The sequence below is a fragment of the Microbacterium sp. NPDC057659 genome, from assembly GCF_042799915.1.
Taxonomy (GTDB): domain Bacteria; phylum Actinomycetota; class Actinomycetes; order Actinomycetales; family Microbacteriaceae; genus Microbacterium.
Genome location: NZ_JBHVHU010000001.1, coordinates 1615350 through 1630468, shown reverse-complemented (window position 1 = coordinate 1630468; position 15119 = coordinate 1615350). Strand labels below are relative to the sequence as shown.

Below are 15119 nucleotides of genomic sequence, written 5' to 3'. Positions count from 1 at the left end.
GGCCCGCGGGATGCGAGAGACCGCGCTTCCGGGTGCGGGAAGGCATCCGGAGACGGCGCGCGATGAGTGAGCGTCAGCGCGCCGTCAGGCGCGGCGCTCGCGAATCATCTGCTGGGGCGCGCCGAACTGCGCGCTGATGATCAAAGAACCCATGCGCACGAGTCTAGGGGTTCGCCAGCATCCGGAGCACCTCGGGCCAGGCCGCAGTTCCGAGAGCGGCATCGGCCTCGGGCGTTCCGCCTCGCGCCATGCGGATGCCGCCGGCGGCGGGCGCCTCGCCCGGCAGCAGCAGCCGGTGCCCGGCATCCGGGTGCGTCACGACGGTCGTGCGCAACCCCGCAGCCGCTCGGTCGCGTTCGATGCTGTGGGCGAAGTCGACGGCCGGCCACACCAGGTCGTCGCCGCCGGCGACCAGCAGCACGTCACCGGCGATGTCCTCGACGCGGATGCGGGCGGCAGCCGCGTCCTCGGGGAAGCGGAGCAGGCTCGAGGCGTACAGCGGACAGAACGACGGCGGCTCGGAGTCCGGCGCCCAGTCCGGGTCGAAGCCGACGCAGGGGAGCGGAACTCCGCCGTGCGTCCAATGCGAAGACCACGCGCCGTCGGCGGCACCGGCCCAGACGACCGATGAGGGTGCGACGGCGATCACCCCGTCGACCGGCACGAGGCTCGCCGTCGTCAGCGCCGCCTCGGCGCCGAACGAAGTGCCGAAGATCACGACACGATCGGCCTCGGCTCTCAGCAGGTCGAGCTGCTCGGCGAACAGCTCGATCGGCACCTCGTGTGGAGCCGGTCGCTGACCTTCACCGCCGAACCAGCGGATGGCCCTGACCTGTGCGCCCTGCGCGGCGAGCAGGTCGGCCCGTTCGGCCTCGACGCGTCCGCTCGACCCGGCGAGCAGCAGCACCGCGGTGCCGGTGGGCTCTGCGGGGAAGGCGTCGTGTCTGTCCTGCGGGGCGATCGGATGCGGCACGAGTCCAGCCTAGGGAGCCGAGGGCTCAGTGGGGTGCGTGGTACTCGGCCTCGCCGCGCTTCCAGTAGCCCTTCACGATCGCCTGCTCGGACGGGATCCCCCAGCGCTCGAGCAGGGCGCGGCCCGGCTTCACGATCTGCTGCTCGGCGGCGATGAATGCGAAGGGGTCGTCACCGGGGCGGTCGGCCGCGGTCAGCCCGTTCAGGAATGCGATCAGCGCGGAGCCGGCGGGGGCCCCGCGGCGGTGCAGCCACTCGACGGCGACGGGCGCGTCGATCCAGACCTCGTCGGCCGCCGACGTCACCTCGACGACGATGCGGGCAGGGGCATCCGCGGGCAGGGCGCGGGCGAACCGACGGATCGCCGGGATCGCGGTCTCATCGCCGGCCAGCATCCACGAGTCCGGGGTGCCCTCGATGACCTGCGAGCCGCGCGGTCCGCCGACGCCGATCGTCGATCCCAGCGGCGCCGTGGCGGCCCACCGGGCCGCGACGCCCTCGTCGCCGTGCACGGCGAACTCCACCTCGAGCCAGTCCTCCCCCCAGTTCAGCGGCGTGTACTCGCGACTGGGAGCGGCGCGCATCTCCTCGACCGAAGACACCGGGCCGGCCGGGAAGAACAGGCGCATGTGGTCGTCGCAACCGGGGGAGTCGAACCCCTCCAGGTCGCTGCCGGAGAGGCGCACCCGCACGTAATCGGGGGCGATTCGCTCGCGAGCGGTGAGTGTGACTGAGCGGAACCGCAGGTCGAGTCCGTGGCGCTCGAGACGGAATCCGGACGATTTGACGGTCGGGGAGGTCATACTGCTACCTTAGCCGAGATAGGTAAGGCTTACCTATCTTCAACACCCCACAGCAAGGAGTCCCTCCATGTCCGTGCCCCGAATTCTCGCCGTCACCGGCCTGGCCACCGCGGCTCTGCTCGCGATCGCCGGGTGCGCCTCCGAGAAGCCCGCCGCCGAACAGAAGACTCCCGCAGCCGCGGCATCCGTCACGATCGAGGACAACACCGGCAGCCACGAGATCGCCACGCCGCCGGCATCCGTCGTCGCGACCGACAACCGCACCTTCCAGACCCTCGACGAGTGGGGCATCGAGCTCTCCGCCGCCGCCGTGTCGCTGATGCCCGAGACCGTCTCGTACAAGACGCAGGAGGGCCTGGTCGACCTCGGCTCGCACCGCGAGCCGAACCTCGAGCTGGTCGTCGCCGCCGACCCCGACCTGGTCATCAACGGCCAGCGCTTCACGCAGCACGGCGAGGCGATCGCCTCGCTCGTCCCGGATGCCACGATCATCGACCTCGAGCCGCGCGAGGGCCAGCCCTTCGACGCCGAGCTCAAGCGTCAGACCACCGCACTCGGCGACATCTTCGCCAAGCAGGCGGAGGCGAAGAAGCTCAATGACAAGCTCGACGCGTCGATCGAGAAGGCGAAGAAGGCCTACGACGAGGGTGACACCGTGATGGCCGTCACCACGTCCGGTGGCGAGATCGGCTATGTCGCGCCCAAGGTCGGCCGCACGCTCGGCCCGGTGTTCGACATCCTCGGCCTGACCCCCGCTCTCGAGGTCGAGGGGGCCACCGACGATCACCAGGGCGACGACATCTCGGTCGAGGCGATCGCGAAGGCGAACCCCGACTGGATCCTGGTCATGGACCGCGACGCCGTCTTCGCCGCTGAGGAGCCCGACTACGTGCAGGCCGCCCAGATCCTGGAGAACTCCGAGGCGCTCAAGGGCGTCACCGCGGTCAAGGACGCGCAGATCGTGTACATGCCCGTCGACACGTACCTGAACGAGGGCATCCAGACCTACACGACCTTCTTCAACGACTTCGCGAAGGCGCTGGAGAAGGCGAAGGCCTGACCACCCTTCGTCACTTCGTCTCGCTGGCGCTCGCTCAGTACGGCGCTCGTCGCTGCGCTCCTCGCTCAGGGTCCGTACATCCGGATCCTGAGCGAGCGAAGCGAGACGAAGGACGTCGCCAAGGTTCACGATGACGACCATCACCGCACCATCACCGCCCACCCGCACCACGCGCGGGCGGCTGTTCGACCCGGCACTGCTGATCGGCATTCTCGTCGTCGCCGTGCTGCTCGCGCTCTCGCTGTTCACCGGCGTCTACGATCTCGGCGCGGATGGCGGCGCCGAGATGTTCGCGATCACCCGCATCCCTCGCACGATCGCGCTCGTGCTGGCCGGCGCGGCGATGGCGATGTGCGGCCTGGTGATGCAGCTGCTCACGCAGAACCGCTTCGTCGAGCCGACCACCACAGGAACCACCGAGTGGGCGGGTCTCGGCCTGCTCGCCGTGATGATCCTGTGGCCGGGCGCGCCGATCCCGGTTCGCATGGCCGGCGCCGTGCTCGCCGCCTTCGTCGGCACGATGGTGTTCTTCCTGTTCCTGCGCCGGGTGTCGCTGCGCTCCTCGCTGATCGTCCCGATCGTCGGCATCATGCTCGGCGCGGTGGTCGGTGCCCTGTCGACCTTCATCGCGCTGCAGACCAACACGCTGCAGAGTCTCGGTGTCTGGTTCGCCGGCAGCTTCACTTCGGTGCTGCGCGGCCAGTATGAGCTGCTCTGGATCGTCGCCCTGGTCGGCGCCGCGGTGTTCGTCGCCGCGGACCGCTTCACGGTGGCCGGCCTCGGACAGGAGGTCGCCACCTCCGTCGGACTGAATCACGGCCGCATCGTGCTGCTCGGCACCGTGCTCATCGCGGTCGCGACGGGCGTCGTGACGGTGGTCGTCGGCAACCTGCCGTTCCTCGGACTGATCGTGCCGAACATCGTCTCGATGATCCGCGGCGACGACCTGCGCAGCAATCTGCCCTGGGTGTGCGTGCTGGGCATCGGCATCGTCACCCTCTGCGACCTCATCGGCCGCACCGTGGTCCGGCCCTTCGAGGTGCCGGTGTCACTGATCCTCGGCGTCGTCGGCGCAGCCGTCTTCGTCGTCCTGCTCCTGAGGCAGCGTCGCCGTGCTTAGGACCGTTGTTCCCGAAAGACGGATGCCAGGCATCCGCGGCTCCGGCCCGCTGTCAGCCCCCGGCGCGAGGCGCCGCATGATCATCGTGCTGGCGGTCCTCGGCATCCTCTCTCTGCTGTTCTCCTTCGGGCTGCTCGCCTACGGCAATCCGATGCCGGTCGGCACCGAGGGCTTCTGGCGCATCGCACGCCTGCGCGTGATGACCGTGGTGGTGCTGGCGATCGTCGCGGTCGCGCAGGCCACCGCGACCGTCGCGTTCCAGACCGTGACCGCGAACCGCATCATCACGCCGTCGATCATGGGCTTCGACGCGCTCTACGTCGCCGTGCAGACCACGGCCGTCTACGTGCTCGGCGTGGCCGGCGTCACCGCGCTGCGCGGCCCGTGGCAGTTCGTGCTGCAGGTGTCGATAATGGTCGGCCTGGCCGTCGCGCTCTACGGGTGGCTGCTCTCGGGGCGCTACGCGAACCTGCAGATCATGCTGCTGATCGGCATCGTGATCGGGGGAGGGCTCGGCGCCGTCTCCACCTTCATGCAGCGACTGCTCACGCCGAGCGAGTTCGACGTGCTCACCGCGCGCCTGTTCGGCAGCGTCGCGAACGCCGATCCGGCGACGCTACCCATCGCGATCCCGCTCGTGCTGCTGGCGGCATCCGGTCTCTGGGTGTCATCGCGAAGACTCAACGTCATGGCGCTGGGGGCGGATGCCGCGACCTCGCTCGGCCTGAACCACCGGCGGATGCTGATGATCGTGCTCGCGCTCGTCGCCGTGCTCATCGCGACCTCGACCGCGCTGATCGGCCCCATGGTCTTCCTCGGCTTCCTCGTCGCGACACTCGCGTACCAGTTCGCCGACACCTACGACCACCGCTTCGTGTTCCCCATCGCGGTGCTCACCGCGTTCACGATCCTCACCGGCGCCTACTTCGTCATGCGCCACGTGTTCTCCGCGCAGGGCGTCGTCTCGATCATCATCGAGCTGGTCGGCGGGAGCATCTTCCTCTTCGTCATCCTCAGAAAGGGGCGCCTGTGACCGCGCTCGCCATCGCCGGAGTCCGCAAGGACTACTCCGACTCGGTCAGCATCGGACCCATCGATCTGCGCATCCCGTCCGGCGGGATCACCGCGCTGATCGGACCCAATGGAGCCGGCAAGTCGACGCTGCTCACGATGGCGGGGCGGCTGCTGGGGATGGATGCCGGCACGATCGAGGTCGCCGGGCTCGACGTCACCCGCAGCAGGTCGAAGGACCTCGCCAAGGTCGTCTCGGTGCTGCGCCAGGAGAACCACTTCATCACCCGGCTCACCGTGCGGCAGCTGGTCGGTTTCGGCCGGTTCCCGCACTCCCGCGGGCGGCTGACCGTGGCGGACGAGGAGGCGATCAGCCGGGCGATCGAGTTCCTGGACCTCACCGAGCTGGAGACCCGATACCTGGACGAGTTGTCAGGCGGGCAGCGCCAGCGCGCCTACGTCGCGATGGTGCTCGCGCAGGACACCGACGTGGTGCTGCTGGACGAGCCGCTGAACAACCTCGACATGAGGCACGCGGTGCGGATGATGGCGCAGCTGCGCCGCGCTGCCGACGAGCTCGGCCGCACGATCGTGATCGTTCTGCACGACATCAACTTCGCCGGCCACTACGCCGACCGCATCTGCGCGATGCGCGACGGACAGGTCGTCGAGTTCGGTACCCCGGCCGAGATCATGACCGACGAGGTGCTCACCCGGGTCTTCGACACCCCTGTGCAAGTGATCGAGGGGCCGCACGGCCTGCTCGCGGTCTACTACTGACACGGAGGACGGGGCCGCGCGATCGCGCGGCCCCGTCCTCCGGCTCCGCTCAGCCCTCGGGGATCTCCTGCACGGAACGCATCTCGATGCGGCCCTGCAATGCCGCGGACGCCTTCGCGGTCCACACCAGAGCGGCCTCGTCGTCGGGCGCCTCGATCACCCAGAAGCCGCCGACGTACGAATCGGCGACGGTGAACGGCTCATCGAGCACCCGCACCTCGCCCGAGGTCGCGTCGACCGTCTTCGCGGTCGACGGCGGGTTCAGTCCGGCGGCGAACACGAGCGCGCCGGCCTCCTTGAGCTCGGAGTTGAACGCGTCCACGGCGGCGAGCACCGCCTCGAGCTCGGCAGGGTCGAACTCCTGCATCGATTCCATCGTCGGTTCAGTGGCCGTGTCGTGCGGCACGGTCAGGAAGTACTGCGTCATGATCGATCCTCTCGTCGGCGGCGACCCGATGTCACCCTCTGTTCAGACGTCGAACGAGAACACCGGGGATCGACACGACCGCGAGAAAAGTTCTGATCAGACCTCTTGGCCGTGGGACTCGTCGTTCACGCCCTGATTCCCTCCGCGGCGGGATTCCACGGCGATCAGCCAGATCAGGGAGACGAACACGGCGATCGCGATCCCGAGCCAGACGTTCTGCAGGATCAGTCCGAAGATCACTCCCAGTACGAGCAGCACCACACTGCCGCCCAGCCAGGCGAACCGGCCCCGTCGCTTGTTGTCCATGGGAGTCACCCTAGCGGCGTCGGTGGTCCTCGGGGGCGAGACGCGGACCCCGGCGCGGTTCGACGACGCCGCTCGCGAGGATGAGCCGCACGGCACGCTGCCGCTGGCCCGCCCACGGGACGAGCAGCTCGAGCATCCCGTCGTCGTCGGTGCGCGAGCCGGTGAGCGCGAAGCCGACGTGATGGGCGAGGTGGTAGTCGCCGACGCTCACCGCATCGGGGTCGCCGAGCGCGCGCTGGCGCGTCTCGGCCGAGGTCCACGGGCCGATGCCGGGCAGGCTGGTCAGCACCCGGTCGCGCTCCGGGCCGTCGGAGGCTCGGAGCACGGCGCGCTCGACGCTGTCGCCGCGCTCCGCGGCGCGCACGAGGGTGCGCGAGAGCGGCGGCTGCACGCCAGCACGATGCCAGGCCCAGGACGGGATGCTGCGCCACCCGGCCGCGGTCGGCGGGACGAAGAGCGGTCGCGGGGTGGGCCCGGGGGCGCGCTCGCCGAAGCGCGAGACGAGCTGCCGCCAGGAGCCGTAGGCCTGCAGGCCGGTCACCTTCTGCTCGAGGATCGAGCCCGCGAGTGCCTCGAACACGCGGTCGGTGCGGGACAGGCGCAGGCCGGGATGGCGTCTGGCCGACTCCTCGATGAGCGGATGCCGCGATGCATCGAACCCGGCGGAGTCGTCATCCGCCCCGCAGAGTCGGGGCACGGCGTCCAGTGCTTCCGCCGCGCCCGGCCCCCAGGCGGAGGCGTGCACCTCGCCGCGCATCGCCCGCAGCGCGAGGCTCGCGAGACCGGCATCCGTCCGCAGCGCGAGCCAGATGACGGCGCCGTCGATGGCGATCGTCGGATCCTTGTCGCCCCGCCGCAGCACGCCGACCGTGCTCATCAGGTCGAGCGGATGATCCGGAGAGTAGGTGGTCTGCAGCGGCGCGCGCTCGCGCGGTTCCGCTGTCAGGGTCATGCGCTCACTCTACGTCCGGCTCCTGACAGAGCCGGAGGTGAACGCGATCAGAAGCGGTCGGGCGAGGGAGTGCCGTGGCCGTAGCGGATCACGACGTCGGCGTGGCGGTCGAAGCGGTAGCCGACACCGCGCACGGTGCGCACGATGTCCTCGTAGCGGCCGAGCTTGGCGCGCAGCCGGCGCACGTGCACGTCGATGGTGCGCTCGCCGGGGGCGGCCTCCTCGTCGCTGGCCTGCCACAGCGCACCGACCAGCTCGGAGCGCTCGATCGTGCGGCCCTCGCGCAGCACCAGGTACTGCAGCAGCTCGAACTCCTTGTAGGTGAACGCCGCGGACTCGCCGTCGATGAGGACGCGCTTGCGAGAGATGTCGACGACGACGCCGAGCTCCTCGTCCTTCTCCTCCTCGACGGCGGCCTTGGAGCGGGCGATCGCGCCGGGCTCCTGCAGGGCGAGGCGGACGACGTCGAGGTCGCGGCCGCCGGAGCCGTGCGGTGCGAGGGCGACGGTGGCGTGGGTCTCGGCGCCCGGGGCGAGCTCGGCGAGCGTGCGGCGCAGCGCGTCGACGAGCACCGGCAGGCTCACTCCGGCTTCGGCGGCCTTGATCTCATCGAGGCCGACGTAGAGCGCGAAGCCGCGCGGCGAACGGACTGAGGGCAGATCGGCAGCGGCATCCGCGGGGGAGACGATGCGGACGGGGGCGGTGACGGGACGCTCGAGAAGGGCGGTGTTCGACATGATGATGGATCCTCAAAGGGGATGCGAGCCGATGGCTCTGATGCGTTGCAGAAAGACCGGGCGGAGCCGGAAAGAAAGGCACACGGGTGCGGTGCCCTGGCTCACGCCCCGCAGATGGCGGAAGAGGTGAGCGGAGAAGGGTGGTTGCGCCTTAGCAACACATTCGGCAACACATGCCAACGCGACCGGGCATCATCATCCCGGCAGTCCTGTTCGCCTCCTGGGCGGACAAAGAACGTGCGATGGTGGTCATGGGGGGATTATTGCTGATCATGACCCGTCATGTCAAAACGTGACCCGGAGCCAGGTTTGGTATCCCGAATCTGTAACACCCCGTCACGACTTTGCTCATGCGCGCTTCCGCAGGATTACGGTCAAGAACACCCACTCCCCGACACCGTGTTCGAAAAGGACCGCTCATGAGACTGACGAAGAGAACCATCCTCGCCCCCGCGGCACTGCTGGTGGGCGTCCTCGCCCTCGGCGGATGCGCCGCCACCGCCGACCCCGGGCCGGATGCCGGCAAGAACGACCTCAGCTCCATGAAGGACGAGTTCTACAAGGCGACCGACCCGAGCAAGAGCCCGGCAGCGGCCAACGCCCGCACCGACACCTTCGTCAGCACCATCAGCGCGCCCGGCGGCGTCTTCCTGCCCGGCTTCTACGACAACGGCTGGGACGGCAACGCCGTGCAGCCGATCTTCGCCTCCCTGGTCGTCACCGACAAGTCGGGCGAGGCGGTCGCCGATCTCGCCGACAAATGGGAGGTCTCGGACGACGGACTCGTTTACACGTTCCACATCCGCGACGGTGCGAAGTTCAGCGACGGATCGCCGGTCACCGCCGACGACGTGGCGTTCACCCTCACCCTGCTCAACGACCCGCAGTACGCGGGCGGCACCGACTTCAGCGACATCGTGATCAAGGGCACGGAGGAGTACAAGAAGGGCTCCGCCACCTCGCTCTCCGGCCTCGACGTCGTCGACAAGCAGACCATCAAGATCACCACCGAGAAGCAGAACCCCCTCGCGCTGCGCACGCTCGGCGGTCAGGTGATCTCGAAGGCGTACTACGGCAAGGGCTACGTCAAGGGGCAGCTCGACTACCTGAAGGCCCTCTACGCCAAGCCGCTCGGCGCCGGCCCCTACGCCTTCGACAAGTACGTCGAAGGGCAGGAGATCCGCTACACCGCGAACCCGAACTACTACTCGGGCAAGCCCTCCATCGAGCACCTCATCTTCAAGGTGGTCTCGAGCGACGCCGCACTGCAGAACTTCGAGAACGGCGACATCGACCAGGGCGGCTTCGGCAGCGACCCGGCCGTGCTGAAGGAGCTGCAGGGCCTCGGGTTCGCCAACATCCGCGCCGCCGTCGTGCCCGACATGGGTGAGATCTGGGTGAACAACAAGAAGCCTGCGCTCGCGTCGACCGAGGTCCGCAAGGCGCTGTACTACGGCCTCGACCGTCAGCAGATCATCGACGCCAAGTACAAGGGCCTCGGCCAGGTGGCCGACGTGTATGCGGCGCCCACCCAGTGGTCCTTCACGGACAAGGGCGTGACGAAGTACGAGTACAACCCGAAGAAGGCGGGCAAGCTGCTCGACGAGGCGGGCTGGAAGAAGGGCTCGGACGGCATCCGCGAGAAGGACGGCGTCAAGCTCAAGCTGTCGTACATCACCACGAAGGACGACGACCCTGTCATCCCGATCGCGGAGAGCACGTACACCAAGCTCGGGATCGACTTCGTGCCCGAGGTGCTCGACTCGAACACCGCCTTCGACAGGCTCTACAACGGCGACTACGACCTGGCCGGCTTCCGCACCAGCGGCCTGTCCGACCCCAACGACGCGGTGAGCGAGTTCGGCACCGACGACCCGGACATCAACGTCTCCGGATACTCGAACCCCGAGGTCACCAAGCTCATCAAGGAAGGCACGTCGACCTTCGATCAGGAGAAGCGGCAGAAGATCTACGCCGAGCTGTACAAGGTGCTCAGCGAGGATCCGCCCACGATCCTGCTCGACTACCGCAAGTCGATCTCGGCGTGGAACGCCCGGATCGAGGGCGGCGCGAAGTACTCCACGGGCGCCGATGACGCCGCGCTGGCGCTCGCGCAGCTGAAGATCGCGCAGTAAAACGTAGGATGCTTCCGGGCGGGGCGTGGACCCCCGCCCGGAAGCATTCCGTGCGTCCACGCCCCCGACACTCTGCGTGCAATGACCCGATACATAATCAAGAGATTCGCCGTGATGGCAGCGCTGCTGCTCGGCGTCTCGATCCTCGTCTTCTGGCTCTTCACCCTCATGCCAGGCGACTACTACAGCTCGAACCGCAGCCTCACACCCGAGAAGAAGGCCGAGCTCCGCGCCCTCGCCGGCCTCGACAAGCCCGTGATCGTGCGGTACTTCCTCTGGCTCGGCAACATGCTGCACGGCAACTTCGGCTTCTCGCTGGTGTACAAGCGACCGGTCGCAGACGTGCTCGGCCCGCTGATGTGGAACTCCTTCATCGTCGCGTTCGCCGCCTTCGTGCTCACCTGGATCATCGCGATCATCGCCGGTGTGCTGGCCGCGACCCGCCAATACTCCTGGTTCGACAAGCTCGTCACGATCCTGTTGTTCGCCTCGCTCTCGATCCCGTCGTTCTTCATCGGCCTGATGATGATCAAGATCTTCGCCATCGACCTGCACTGGCTGCCGGCCGGCGGTATGACCGACACCGGGAGCAATTCGACGGGTGCCGCGTATGTGTTCGAGGTCATGCGGCACATGGTCCTGCCCGTGGCGATCCTCACCTTCCTGGGCGCCGGGTCGCTGACCCGCTACTTCCGCACCGGGATGCTCGAGGTGCTGCGTGCGGACTACATCCGCACCGCGCGCGCGAAGGGCCTGAAGGAGCGCTCGGTGGTGTTCTCGCACGGCCTGCGCAACGCACTGCTGCCGGCGATCACGCTGCTCGCCTTCGAACTGCCGGGACTGTTCGCCGGAGCCATCATCACCGAGACGATCTTCGGCTGGCCCGGTGTCGGAAAGCTCCAGCTCGACTCCGTGTTCTCCAGGGACTACGACGTGCTGATGACCATCACCATGCTGCTCGCCTTCCTCACCGTGCTGGGCAGCTTCCTCGCGGACATCATGTACGCGGTCGCCGACCCGAGGGTCCGGCTCATCGATTCGGGGAGGGCCTCATGAGCGGCGGCGGAGAACTCATCGTCACGCAGGTCGCCGACCCTGGGCTCGGCCCCGCGGCCGAGGCGCCCGCGCCCGCGCCCCGGAAGAGGAACGGCAAGCGCCGCGGGCTGTGGGGCGATTCCTTCGCCCGCCTGCTGCGGATGCCGGCGGCGAGCATCAGCCTGGCCGCTCTGGTGTTCATGCTGCTGTTCAGCTTCGTCGGCCCGCTGCTGACCGGGTACACCGGCGACGAGATCAACCTGCGCATCGCGGACCACGAGCCGACGATGGACCACTGGCTCGGCACCGACAGCTACGGCCGCGACGTGCTGACCCGGCTCATGCTCGCGGGGCGCCTCTCGCTGACCATCGGCATCGCGTCGATGCTGCTCTCGCTGCTGATCGGCGCCGTGCTCGGCATCATCGCCGGATACTACGGCGGCCTGGTCGACTCGATCATCATGCGCGCGGCCGACCTGCTGATGGCCATTCCCGGTCTGCCCCTGCTGATCGTGATCGCGGCGGTGCTGTCCGCCAACAGCGTCGATCCCTCCACCCGGATCTACTACGTGATGCTGCTGCTCAGTCTGATCGGGTGGCCGTCCTTGGCCCGCCTCATCCGAGGTCAGGTGCTGTCGTTGCGCGAGGCGCCGTACATGCGCGCGGCCGAGGTGCTCGGCCTGAGCGCGAGGTCGCGCCAGTTCCGGCACCTGCTGCCGAACGTGATGCCGCTGCTGATCGTCGTGGCCACGCTGAGCACGGCCTCCGGCATCCTCAGCGAGTCGGCGCTCAGCTTCCTCGGACTCGGCGTCATGCCGCCGAACGCGTCCTGGGGAAACATGATCAGTGCCGCGAACAACCTGATCGACTTCCAGCAGCACTGGTGGCTGTGGGTGCCGCCCGGCGTCGCCCTGTTGATCACGATCGCCGCGATCAACGTGTTCGGCGACCGGATGCGCGACGTGTTCGACCCGAGGATGAAGAAGTGAGTGACATGGGAGACCTGCTCGTCCAGGTGGAGGACCTCTCGGTCCGGTTCCCGACCGAGAACGGCCCCCGCACCGTCGTCGACGGCGTGAGCTTCGACCTGCACGCCGGCGAGGTGCTCGGCATCGTCGGCGAGTCCGGCTCTGGCAAGAGCATCACCTCGCTCTCGCTGCTGAACCTCATCGACGAGCCCGGTGAGATCTTCTCGGGCAGGGTGCTGCTCGACGGCGAAGACGTGCTGAAGATGAAGGGCACCGCGCTGCAGAAGGTGCGCGGCTCCGAGATCGGCATGATCTTCCAGGAGCCGATGCGCTCGCTGAACCCGGTGTTCACGGTCGGCAAGCAGATGATCGAGACGATCAGGGCGCACGAGAGCGTGAGCGTCGGCGATGCGCACGACCAGTCCGTGGAGTGGCTGCGACGCGTGGGTCTGCCCAACCCCGACCGGATCATGCGGTCGTACCCGCACGAGATGTCGGGCGGGATGCTGCAGCGCGCCATGATCGCGGTGGCGCTGTGCTGTCACCCGCGGGTGCTGATCGCCGACGAGCCGACCACGGCGCTGGATGTCACCATCCAGGCGCAGATCATCGACCTGCTGCTCGATCTGCGCGACGAGACCGGCATGGCGATGCTGTTCATCACCCATGACCTCGGCGTGATCGCCGAGGTCGCCGACTCGGTGCTGGTCATGTACGGCGGGCACGTCGTCGAGCGCGGCGACGTGTTCTCGGTGTTCGAGAATCCGCAGCATCCGTACACCGACGCGCTGCTGAAGGCTCGCCCGATGCCGGGCCAGCGCCTGGACCGGCTCCCGACGATCTCCGACGAGGTGCGCCGACTGGCGCTCGCCGGAGCGGAGGCCTCGGCATGAGCGCCACCGTGACCGATGCGCCTCTCGTCGAGGCGACCGACATCGTCAAGCACTTCGTGTCGCGCGGTGAGGGGCGCGGCGCGCAGAAGCGCACCGTGAAGGCCGTCGACGGCGTGACCCTGCGCATCCGCGAGGGCGAGATGTTCGGCCTGGTGGGGGAGTCCGGCAGCGGCAAGACCACCTTCGGGCAGTCGCTGCTGCGCATGCACGAGCCCACCTCGGGGTCGGTGCGGTTCCGCGGCGAGGAGATCCTCGGCCTCGGAAAGAAGGAGCTGCGCAGGCTGCGGCCGAAGATGCAGTACGTCTTCCAGGACCCGTTCAGTGCGCTGAATCCCCGGCTGTCGATCGCCGCCGCGATCGGCGAGCCTATGCGCGCGCACGGCCTGGCGACGAAGCAGGACGAGCGCGACCGCGTCATCGAGGTGCTCGAGCAGTGCGGCATGGAGGAAGACGCTCTCGATCGCTACCCGCACGAGTTCTCCGGCGGACAGCGGCAGCGCATCGTCATCGCGCGGGCCATGGCGCTGCAGCCCGAGTTCGTGGTCGCCGACGAGCCCGTCTCGGCGCTGGACGTCTCGGTGCAGGGGCAGATCGTGAACCTGCTGACCGACCTGCGCGACCAGCAGCGCACCTCGTTCCTGTTCATCTCGCACGACCTCAGCGTGGTCGAGCACATGTGCACGAGCGTGGCGATCATGTATCGCGGGCAGATCGTCGAGCAGGGCACGCGCGACCAGATCTTCGGCGCTGCGCAGCATCCGTACACGCAGGAGCTGCTCGCGGCCGTGCCGATCGCCGATCCGCGACAGCGCGGCAAGCGCCGCGGCCGTCGCGCGAGCAGGGAGTGGGACGATCCGGATGCTCTGCGGCCGGAGCTCCGGGACGTCGGCGACGGGCACCTGGTCGCGCTCCCCGGTTCCTGAGCGCCCTTCGTCTCGGTCGCAGGCTCCCTCGCTCAGGATCCGCGAGAGCGAGACGAAGGGCCGATTTCGGACGTACCGTTGATCTGTGACGATCGACGCGCAGACCGAGGGTTTCCAGCTGACCGATGAGAAGGATGCCTCCCGCTACACGCTGATGCACGACGGCACTCTCGTGAGCGTGCTGGACTATCGCGACGACGGACGCACGGTTGCGCTGACCAGGGCCTTCACGATCCCGACGTTCCGTGGCCGCGGCTACGCGGCCGTGGTGACCGAGGGCGCGGTGGCCGACATCGAGTCGCGCGGCGACCGCGTGATCGATCCGGTGTGCTGGTACGTCGCGGACTGGTTCGAGCTGCACCCCGAGAAGCAGGCCCTGCTGCGCCGGCGCTGATTGCGGGGATTCCCGGCCGGCTCTGGCATCCGCGTGCCGGGCTGTGTGAGCATGGCGGGATGAGACTCGCCGAGGCATTGTCCGTCCGCTCCGATCTGCAGCGACGCATCGAGCAGCTTCGCAAGAGGATCGCGGACAGCGCCCGCTATCAGGAGGGTGAGGAGCCCGCCGAGGACGCGTCCGCACTGCTCGTCGAGGCGGATGCCGCGCTCGATCAGTTGCGCGACCTGATCCGCCGGATCAACGCGACCAACGGTCGCGTGACCGTCGGCGAGGGCACGATGACCGACGCGCTCGCCACCCGCGACGTGCTCCGCCTGCGGCACTCGCTGCTGTCGGATGCCGCGGCGGCTGCCTCCGGCTCGGATCGTGCATACCTGCGTCAGATGCGCTCGGAGCTGCGTCAGCTCCCGGCACTCCCCGTGGGCGAGCTGCACACCAGAGCGGATGACGTCGCGCGAGAGCTGCGCGAGCTCGACAACAGCATCCAGCAGGCGAACTGGGGGAACGATCTGGACGAGTAGAGCGGAAGTCGGTAGTCACGACGAAGCGGGCACACCCCCTTGACCGGCGGGGCAAGTCGGTCGACTCCGGGCGGAGGGC

17 protein-coding genes are annotated in these 15119 nt (G+C 68.4%); 11 read left to right on the top strand and 6 right to left on the bottom strand.

Going from position 1 to position 15119, the window contains the following annotated elements:
• Positions 1-163: 163 nt before the first annotated feature.
• Positions 164-973: an acyl-CoA thioester hydrolase/BAAT C-terminal domain-containing protein gene (locus ACFVAE_RS07710; RefSeq protein WP_378889934.1), complete on the bottom strand. Its 810-nt coding sequence runs from the start codon at positions 971-973 to the stop codon at positions 164-166.
• Positions 974-998: 25 nt separating this feature from the next.
• Positions 999-1775: a siderophore-interacting protein gene (locus tag ACFVAE_RS07705; protein WP_378889931.1), complete on the bottom strand. Its 777-nt coding sequence runs from the start codon at positions 1773-1775 to the stop codon at positions 999-1001.
• Positions 1776-1842: 67 nt separating this feature from the next.
• On the opposite strand from ACFVAE_RS07705, the gene ACFVAE_RS07700 reads away from it, so the two are divergent.
• The 4 genes from ACFVAE_RS07700 to ACFVAE_RS07685 all read left to right on the top strand — a co-directional run bounded on the left by ACFVAE_RS07700 (position 1843) and on the right by ACFVAE_RS07685 (position 5746).
• Complete coding sequence (locus ACFVAE_RS07700; RefSeq protein WP_378889928.1) at positions 1843-2835, top strand: siderophore ABC transporter substrate-binding protein; 993 nt, start codon at positions 1843-1845, stop codon at positions 2833-2835.
• Between the two features lie 130 nt (positions 2836-2965).
• Positions 2966-3955: an ABC transporter permease gene (locus ACFVAE_RS07695; RefSeq protein ID WP_378889925.1), complete on the top strand. Its 990-nt coding sequence runs from the start codon at positions 2966-2968 to the stop codon at positions 3953-3955.
• 22 nt (positions 3956-3977) lie between these two features.
• Complete coding sequence (locus tag ACFVAE_RS07690) at positions 3978-4988, top strand: iron chelate uptake ABC transporter family permease subunit (protein ID WP_378889923.1); 1011 nt, start codon at positions 3978-3980, stop codon at positions 4986-4988.
• Positions 4985-5746 carry an ABC transporter ATP-binding protein gene (locus ACFVAE_RS07685; protein ID WP_378889920.1) on the top strand — a complete coding sequence of 254 codons (762 nt, stop codon included), beginning with the start codon at positions 4985-4987 and terminating at the stop codon, positions 5744-5746. Before ACFVAE_RS07690 ends, ACFVAE_RS07685 begins: the two co-directional genes overlap by 4 nt.
• Positions 5747-5795: 49 nt before the next feature.
• Here the strand turns inward: ACFVAE_RS07685 and ACFVAE_RS07680 are convergent, their stop codons facing one another.
• The 4 genes from ACFVAE_RS07680 to ACFVAE_RS07665 form a co-directional block, all read right to left on the bottom strand.
• Positions 5796-6173 carry a YciI family protein gene (locus ACFVAE_RS07680; RefSeq protein WP_378889917.1) on the bottom strand — a complete coding sequence of 126 codons (378 nt, stop codon included), beginning with the start codon at positions 6171-6173 and terminating at the stop codon, positions 5796-5798.
• A 96-nt stretch (positions 6174-6269) separates the two neighbouring features.
• Entirely contained in the window at positions 6270-6479 is a 210-nt protein-coding gene (locus ACFVAE_RS07675; protein ID WP_378889914.1) for a hypothetical protein, read from the bottom strand.
• Positions 6480-6489: 10 nt separating this feature from the next.
• Positions 6490-7431, bottom strand: coding sequence for a DNA-3-methyladenine glycosylase family protein (locus ACFVAE_RS07670; RefSeq protein ID WP_378889912.1), 942 nt, complete (start codon positions 7429-7431; stop codon positions 6490-6492).
• Positions 7432-7478: 47 nt separating this feature from the next.
• Entirely contained in the window at positions 7479-8168 is a 690-nt protein-coding gene (locus ACFVAE_RS07665) for a winged helix-turn-helix domain-containing protein (RefSeq protein WP_378889909.1), read from the bottom strand.
• A gap of 419 nt (positions 8169-8587) precedes the next feature.
• On the opposite strand from ACFVAE_RS07665, the gene ACFVAE_RS07660 reads away from it, so the two are divergent.
• From ACFVAE_RS07660 to ACFVAE_RS07630, 7 genes are all read left to right on the top strand, one after another.
• Positions 8588-10303 carry an ABC transporter substrate-binding protein gene (locus tag ACFVAE_RS07660; RefSeq protein WP_378889906.1) on the top strand — a complete coding sequence of 572 codons (1716 nt, stop codon included), beginning with the start codon at positions 8588-8590 and terminating at the stop codon, positions 10301-10303.
• A gap of 81 nt (positions 10304-10384) precedes the next feature.
• Positions 10385-11359 carry an ABC transporter permease gene (locus ACFVAE_RS07655; protein ID WP_378889903.1) on the top strand — a complete coding sequence of 325 codons (975 nt, stop codon included), beginning with the start codon at positions 10385-10387 and terminating at the stop codon, positions 11357-11359.
• Positions 11356-12327 carry an ABC transporter permease gene (locus ACFVAE_RS07650; RefSeq protein WP_378889900.1) on the top strand — a complete coding sequence of 324 codons (972 nt, stop codon included), beginning with the start codon at positions 11356-11358 and terminating at the stop codon, positions 12325-12327. The genes ACFVAE_RS07655 and ACFVAE_RS07650 overlap by 4 nt, the downstream gene beginning before the upstream one ends.
• Positions 12328-12332: 5 nt before the next feature.
• Complete coding sequence (locus tag ACFVAE_RS07645) at positions 12333-13199, top strand: ABC transporter ATP-binding protein (RefSeq protein WP_378890550.1); 867 nt, start codon at positions 12333-12335, stop codon at positions 13197-13199.
• The gene (locus ACFVAE_RS07640; RefSeq protein ID WP_378889897.1) at positions 13196-14122 is read left to right on the top strand and encodes an ABC transporter ATP-binding protein; all 927 of its coding nucleotides are present in this window, start codon (positions 13196-13198) and stop codon (positions 14120-14122) included. Before ACFVAE_RS07645 ends, ACFVAE_RS07640 begins: the two co-directional genes overlap by 4 nt.
• 154 nt (positions 14123-14276) lie before the next feature.
• Complete coding sequence (locus ACFVAE_RS07635) at positions 14277-14516, top strand: GNAT family N-acetyltransferase (protein ID WP_378890547.1); 240 nt, start codon at positions 14277-14279, stop codon at positions 14514-14516.
• A 59-nt stretch (positions 14517-14575) separates the two neighbouring features.
• Positions 14576-15040, top strand: coding sequence for a DIP1984 family protein (locus tag ACFVAE_RS07630; protein WP_378889894.1), 465 nt, complete (start codon positions 14576-14578; stop codon positions 15038-15040).
• Positions 15041-15119 lie beyond the last annotated feature (79 nt).